This is a genomic window from Streptomyces flavofungini (genome assembly GCF_041028215.1).
In the GTDB taxonomy this organism is placed as follows: domain Bacteria; phylum Actinomycetota; class Actinomycetes; order Streptomycetales; family Streptomycetaceae; genus Streptomyces; species Streptomyces flavofungini_B.
The window spans coordinates 1-3,994 of record NZ_JASKYR010000614.1 but is presented as its reverse complement, the minus strand read 5'-3'; the positions used below and the strand labels follow the sequence as shown (position 1 = coordinate 3,994).

The following is a 3,994-nucleotide window of genomic DNA, read 5'->3' as shown; positions in this document are numbered from 1 at the left end:
GTGCGGACCCGGCAGACCCAGAACCAGGCCCGAGCGGGTCGCGGCGGACAAGGGCTACTCGTCCACGAAGATCCGCACCTACCTGCGACGTCGCGGCATCAAGGCGGCGATTCCCGAGCGCATCGACCAGATCAACGGCCGCCTCCGCAGGGGCGAGAGCCTCTGCTTCAACAAGCTCAAGCACAACAAAGCCCTGGCCACCCGCTACGACAAACGCGCCCGCCACTACCAGGCCCTGGTCACCCTGGCCTGCCTCAAACTCTGGCTGCCCTGACTTTGCGGACACGACCTAGTACTCCAGCAGGACTTCGCTGTCTGACCTGTGGCGTTGGCCGGGCGGCTGGAGTGTAGCGGGCCGGACCATGGTCAGAGACGGTCTCCCGGAGGCCGCCCCTCGAACGGGCGACCCCGTCGCCGGTAATGACAGCAACGAGCGACTGCCTGGCGCCGACGGCGCCAGTTCGACCAGTTCACCGCGTGGTGTCTGCCTCGTTGTCCGCGCAGGTGCGGGGGCCGGGGGGCAACAAGCTGCCAGGAGTCGCCGAACCTCCGCCACGGTGAGCGCGATGGCCCCGGCGCTTCCACCGGTGGCGCCCCCTTTTCGCCTGCCCGATGGGCGTTGACGGCCAGGAAGGCGTGGGCAAGCATGGCCAGGGTGATATGCCGGTACCAGCCCCCGTAACGGCGGACTTCGTACTGGTCCAGCCCGCATTCGTTCTTCGCTGCCTGGAAACACTCCTCGATGGCCCACCGCGCCCCGGCGATCCGCACCAGTTCCTGGACGGTGACCTGCAGGGGGCTGTAGGCGAGGTAGTAGGCGATCTCATCCGGGCGGGACATGCTGCGGCGGGCCAGCGCCCACCGCATCCGGAACGGGACGTCGCCCTGGTAGTCGAACTCTTCGACGGTCGACAGCCGCACCGCGGCCCAGTGGTAGATGCGCGGTCCCTTCGCCCCGTCGCCGCAGGAGAGCTGCTGCCATGCCTCGGCCGGGGCCTGCGCGAACAGGTGGTCGATGCGCGGGCAGCCGACGGCAAACTGGGACTTGGGCACGGCCAGCACGTAGCCGACACCGGACTGTTCCAGCAGCCGGCGAAAGCGGTCTTCCTGGCCGTAAGCGGAGTCCGCCGTGACCCAGGTGATGGGCAGGGATGAGGCCAGGGCCCTCAGCACTATGTGCCGCGCCAGTTGCCCCTTCGTGGCGAACGCCTGGTCATCGGGGATCTTGGCCGCGTGGCAGCGTTCCAAATCCTCGGTCCAGGACTTGGGGAGGTACAACTCCCGGTCTACCAGCACCCCTCCGCGGCGGGAGGCGTAGGCGGCGAACACACCGATCTGGCAATTCTCGGTGCGGCCGGCGGTGCCGGAGTACTGACGCTGCACCCCGGCAGAGGTGGTGCCCTTTTTGATGAAGCCAGTGACGTCGATGACGAGGACACCGTCGTCCTCGCCGAGTTGGTCGGCGACGTATTGCTGCTGGTCATCGCGGAGGTCGTCGGGCTGCCACTTCGCGCCGACCAGCAGGTGCTGTAGACCGTCGGGGGTGGCGTGGCCGGCCTGCTCGGCCAGCTGCCAGCTGTTCTTCCGGGCGACCGGGGCGAGCAGCCCGCGGACGTAGTCACGCATCCGGCGGCGCAGCTCCACCCGGCCGAAACGACGGCCGACGGTGATCAGAAGGTCGTCGAGTTCCCGGTCCCATTGCGCGGCAGCCCGCTCGGTCATCACAAGAAGACCGTGCCCCCGACGCTGTCAATACCGGCGGCGGGGTCGCCCGTTCGAGGGACGGCCCCCGTGAGACCGTCCCTGACCATGGTCCGGCCCGCTACACTCCAGCCGCCCGGCCAACGCCACAGGGTCAGACAGCGAAGTCCTGCTGGAGTACTAGTTGACGTCGACGTAGTCGGCAGTGGTGGTGACGGAATTGGTGGTTGAGGTGCCGGCGAACGACCAGCGCCAGTAGCCGTCGGACGCGGCCTTGACGGTCGTCTTGAGAGCTCCACCGCTGTTTGTGCTCACCGTCTTCACAGTGCTGTATGAGGCAGCGCCCTTCTTACGGAACTGCAATTTCACTGCCTGCGCTGTGTAGCCGGCGTACTTGTACGTCTCCCAGCTTGCGCGGGTGAGGCTGCCGGTCACCGTCAGCGTCTTGCCCTTCTTCACCGGTTCAGGTGAGGCGTTCACAGTCATCCTTGCGTAGCGCCTGACCTTCACGGTGGCGGCGGCGTCCTTGTCCACGTAGTCGCCGTCGTTGCCGCTGACAGGGATGGCCGCCTTCCAGGTACCGGCCGTGGTGTTGTCCTGCGGATCGATCTGCGGGCGCAACGTCATCTTGTACGTGCACGTGCTGATCGTGGGTTCAGTAGCGTGAGTTACACAGTCCCCGGTGGGGTTGTCGGGGATGACGAGTCCCTTCGAACCGTTCCACAGCGACGGGACCGTGTAATCCTCCTTGATGCCGGAATCGTCACTGGCGGTCACTTGGAGGGTGAACTTCTTCGCCTCGGTCGTGCCCAGGGCGATGTCGTTCCCACCGTTGATGACCACCTTGAGAATCTGGGTGTCACCCTCGTGTCCGTCCGCCACAGCGGCACCCGGCACGACAATCGCGGACAAGACGCCGACAGTGGCGGCCACAACAGCACTCTTGCGCATCAGTTGCTTTCTCTCGACTTATAGGAGCTCAATACAGCCCAAATCTGGCCTGGTCGCTCCACCTCAGTGATGCTGAGGCGTCGATGACGACTCCTGAAGCCGCTGAACGGTTGTACGCCCAACCGGCCGGGACGCCCCGATACGGGCCCGGAGCAACACCCCGTCGACCACCCTTCCCGCAGGAGAGTGGGCAGCGGTGCCACGCAAGTGAGCACCCCATCCACACACGCGCAAAATACCCGAATCGACGAAAGTCATCGAAAATGCGGTACACGAGACAGCCTTGACGCAGGTCACGGAAGGTCCGCTCCGCGCACACGTGGATGGCCCCCGAGGCCGCGCGCTCGGAGGCCGAGCAGCTCAGTCCGCTCCGCGCACACGTGGATGGCCCCAGTGCCCACAGGAGCGTCATGCGCTGCTCACCGTCCGCTCCGCGCACACGTGGATGGTCCCAGGCGGACAGTGGTCCCTGCGTATCAGCCGCTGTCCGCTCCGTGCACACGTGGATGGTCCCGGAATCTGTGCCTGGCGGGCGAACGCCTCAAGGTCCGCTCCGCGCACACGTGGCTGTTGCGCTGCGTGCTGGTGGTGTGCACGGCAGCCGCCTCACGGATGCGGCGAAGGCGAGTGCTGCTCCTTCTCCGCTGCTGCTCTGGCAGCACGCTCGATCTTCGCCCGGTGGGCCTCCCAGAAGGCCGCGTCATGCTGCGCAGCGGCATACTCGGCCGTTGTCCCGGTTGAGTTGTCGAGCTGTTCGCGCAGGATGTCGGCATGTCCGGCATGCCGATGGGTCTCGTTGAGCACGTGCAGCAAGATGCCGAACAACGTCACCTCAGGCCGTGGCCACCAGGGCACGTGACCGGGAGCATCCAAAGAGCGAGTGGTGATCGTGGCGTCGGAGTGCTCCCACACGCGCCGATAGCGGCCGATGATCTCCCCGCGCGTCTCGTGCCCGGCTGCCCACAGGTCAGCGCCGCGCTCTGCAATGTCATCCCACCGGGGCAAAGGCTCGGGGAACGGCCGGCCGAAGACCTCACCGAAATACCTGGCCTCCCACAACGACAAGTGCTTCACCAGCCCGAGAAGGCTGGTACCCGTCGGCGTCAGCGGACGACGCACGTCATACTCGCCAAGCCCGTCAAGCTTCCACAGCATCACCTCACGTATCTGCCGCAGATCACTGTGCAGCCGCTCCCTCACCAAGTCATCCATCACAGGACACGAGCCTGCCACGCACCCCACCCAGACGGACACAATCCGCGCCACACCACCGAGACGAGAAGCGGACAGCGAATCGTATGTGCCGACTTGCCCGCCCTGGCCCACGCCCCGGGGCCTGGGC

Annotated in this window: 2 protein-coding genes and 2 pseudogenes; 1 reads left to right on the top strand and 3 read right to left on the bottom strand. The window is 66.3% G+C overall.

The genetic code is table 11. The features are described from left to right. Nucleotides 1–274: pseudogene (locus AB8Z36_RS31005) on the top strand (IS5/IS1182 family transposase); the annotation flags it as partial. Between the two features lie 317 nt (nucleotides 275–591). Here AB8Z36_RS31005 and AB8Z36_RS31000 read toward each other — a convergent pair. The 3 genes and pseudogenes from AB8Z36_RS31000 to AB8Z36_RS30990 form a co-directional block, all read right to left on the bottom strand. After that, nucleotides 592–1,722, bottom strand: a pseudogene (locus tag AB8Z36_RS31000) (IS701 family transposase); the annotation flags it as partial. 159 nt (nucleotides 1,723–1,881) lie between these two features. Next, nucleotides 1,882–2,652, bottom strand: a complete 771-nt coding sequence (locus AB8Z36_RS30995) for a calcium-binding protein (RefSeq protein ID WP_369216711.1) — start codon at nucleotides 2,650–2,652, stop codon at nucleotides 1,882–1,884. Nucleotides 2,653–3,258: 606 nt separating this feature from the next. Continuing rightward, entirely contained in the window at nucleotides 3,259–3,867 is a 609-nt protein-coding gene (locus AB8Z36_RS30990; protein ID WP_369216712.1) for a DinB family protein, read from the bottom strand. Between the last annotated feature and the right edge of the window lie 127 nt (nucleotides 3,868–3,994).

Bases quoted from the DNA above. Each gene is read 5' to 3' on its own strand.
- AB8Z36_RS30995 (WP_369216711.1), bottom strand. From the start codon at position 2,652: ATGCGCAAGAGTGCTGTTGTGGCCGCCACTGTCGGCGTCTTGTCCGCG.